Annotated in this window: 2 protein-coding genes; one reads left to right on the top strand and one right to left on the bottom strand. The window is 44.2% G+C overall.

The annotated features are described in order from the left end of the window. Window positions 1-2,231 (top strand): penicillin acylase family protein (locus ACNKW2_RS17505; protein WP_419149706.1); only part of this gene is annotated, 2,231 nt, incomplete at its 5' end. Here ACNKW2_RS17505 and ACNKW2_RS17500 read toward each other — a convergent pair. Then, window positions 2,224-2,849, bottom strand: a 626-nt coding sequence (locus tag ACNKW2_RS17500; protein WP_419149705.1) for a GGDEF domain-containing protein, incomplete at its 5' end; no start/stop codon positions are given. The genes ACNKW2_RS17505 and ACNKW2_RS17500 overlap by 8 nt on opposite strands.

Genomic DNA, 2,849 nt, shown 5'->3' with positions numbered 1-2,849 from the left:
TCGCAACGGGGCTTGTTTATGGCGTATTAAACTTAAGTTTACCGGCACTTGATGGCCGCGGTAAAAGCGACGCTATATCGCAATCAGTTAAGATTGAACGAGATACCTTAGGACAGGCTGTTATTCATGCCGAAAACCGGTTAGATGCAGCCTATGCGCTTGGTTTTGCTCATGGCCAAGACCGATTTTTTCAAATGGATTTATTGCGCCGCAATGCAGCTGGTGAGCTTAGTGAGTTATTTGGTAAAGCAGCTGTTGAGCTTGATAAAAAAATGCGTTTTCATCAGCTACGTAAACGTAGTCAGATTGCTGTTGCGCAGTTACCTACAAAAGATAAAGCGCTATTAAAAGCCTACGCTAATGGGGTTAATGAGGGCCATGCGCAAGTGGGTTTCGATAGCTTTGAATATTTACTGACTGGCGCTGAAGCAAAACCTTGGCAAAGCGAAGACAGCTTACTAATCATTTTTAGTATGTATTTAGATTTACAAACGGCCACCTTTGAGCGCGACAAAACACTGATCGAAATCGAAGATTTATATGGTAAGGCGATGGTTGACTTTATTACTCAGCCTAGCCTTTATCAAGCGGCACTCGATAATAGCCAATTAGCGCCTTATAACGGCGGTATTCCTAATCTCAAAGACGCTCAATGGGCTATGACTGACATTGCAGACCGAAAGGAACTTGGCAGTAATAACTGGGCGGTTACTGGGCAGTTAACTGAAACAGGTGCTGCAATGCTGTCTGACGATATGCATTTATCGTTTGCTGTGCCAATCATTTGGTACCGTGCCCAGCTCAATTACCCACTCAATGGTGAAATGCAGCAAATCACCGGTGTGTCACTACCAGGGGCTCCTGCCATTGTTGTTGGTACCAATAATAAGATAGCTTGGGGATTCACCAATGGTTATCTAGATACAGCCGACTGGATAGCTCTTGAGAGTAAAGAGAAAACCTGGCAGGTAGATGAACCTATCTTACTCAATGACGGCAACAGCGAAAATTACGCTTTAACCATGAGTGAGTATGGCCCAGTTACAGAAATCAACGGCAAACCTTATGCGCTAAGTTGGGTTGCCCACCATGAGTATGCGGTTGATATGGAGTTACTTAAGCTTGAGCAAGCAAACACGGTTGATGATGCACTAGCGCTTGCTGCTGAGGTGGGTATTCCTGTACAAAATCTGATGGTTGTTGATGATAAAGGTAATGCAGCTTGGAAGAATATGGGAGCCGTGCCTGCCCGTAAAGAGCCCCATCAATTAGCTGTGGCTGAGCAAGCGTATCCTGCACAGTGGCACGAAAACGAAACCCAGCGTCCATTTGTTAAAAACCCAGAAAGTGGCCGTTTATGGACGGGCAACTCACGAGTTGTTTCCGCAGAGGATGACCAGCGCTTTGGTAATGGTGCTTATGCCATGGGGGCTCGCTCGGCACAAATTCGCGACCGCTTATTTGAAAAACAACAGTTCAACGAACAAGATTTTTATGACTTACAACATGATAACGAAGCGCGTTTCTTAAAGGCTTGGCATAAACTGCTGGTCAAACAGCTTAGCACTGCAGGCGATAAATATGCCCTGTATTTAAAAGAGCTAAATAATTGGCAGGCGTGTGCTTGTAGCGACTCAATTGGCTACACCTTAGTAAAGCGCTACCGCAGTGAAGTGATTAACGGCTTATTTAGCCCGTTAGAGAATAAGCTAAAAGCTCTCGATAGTAGCTTAAAACCAGTAAAACGAGACTTAGAACCTGCTGTTTGGCAACTTATCGAAGCGCAGCCTCAGGCATGGTTAAACCCTGAGTATGCAAACTGGCAACAACAAATGATAGGAGCCTTTGACCGCGTTATCACTAAACTAACCGAGCAATACGGTAACAACCCGCATAGCTGGGAGTGGGGCAAGGTTAACGAATTAGTGATTGAGCACCCATTTGCCAAGCAAATACCCGCACTGAAAAGCTTATTGAATATGCCTACGGAGCCTGGGTTTGGTGATACTTTTATGCCTTCGGTGCAAGGACGTAGCTTTGGTGCTTCACAGCGCTTTATTGTTCAACCTGGGCACTTAGATAAAGCGATAATGGCTATTCCGGGTGGGCAATCGGGGCATCCATTGTCAGAATTTTATCGTGCCGGGTTTAACGATTATGTTAGTAATGGTTTAACGCCATTATTGCCACAAGAGATTGCCCACAGTATCACTATCGATGCGGTTAATTAACCGCATCAGCATCTTTGAAAGCAGGGCGTTGACCTTTAGCAATGGTAGTTTGGTTTCGTCCTGCGTGCTTGCTTTTATACAGCGCTTCATCAGCGTGTTGTAGCATTTTTTCTATTGAAGCGAGCGGTTGCCATTCAATAAGCCCAAAACTCATAGTGACATTGAGATCGGGGAATTCATGATGCGCTTCTAGTTCGGCGATTTTTAACCGTAAGGTTTCAATTTTTGTAAAGGCCTGCTTTGCATCTGTATTGGTTAATAAAATTAAAAATTCTTCACCACCCCAGCGTACCGCTATATCGTCATCATCAATAAATTGGCGAATGAGTCTTGCAACATTAACGAGCACCGTATCACCTTTTTCATGGCCATAATTGTCGTTAATACTTTTAAACTTATCGATGTCAGCCATAACAATACAAAGACTGCTCTCAAGCTCTATGCTCTTTTGATGTGCAGCAGTGATTAATTTTTTTGCAAAACGGCGGTTGTAGAGCTTAGTGAGTGGATCGCGGGCTGCCATTTCTGTTAACTCAACCCGTTGTGACAAAGTGATTTCTCTGATTAGACCCATGCCATAGACCATAGGTAAACCGGCAATAATAATATTGATTACAT

Source organism: Pseudoalteromonas 'SMAR', from assembly GCF_048515945.1.
In the GTDB taxonomy this organism is placed as follows: domain Bacteria; phylum Pseudomonadota; class Gammaproteobacteria; order Enterobacterales; family Alteromonadaceae; genus Pseudoalteromonas.
Note: the sequence above shows the minus strand (reverse complement) of the source record. Positions and strands in the feature narration are given on the sequence as shown.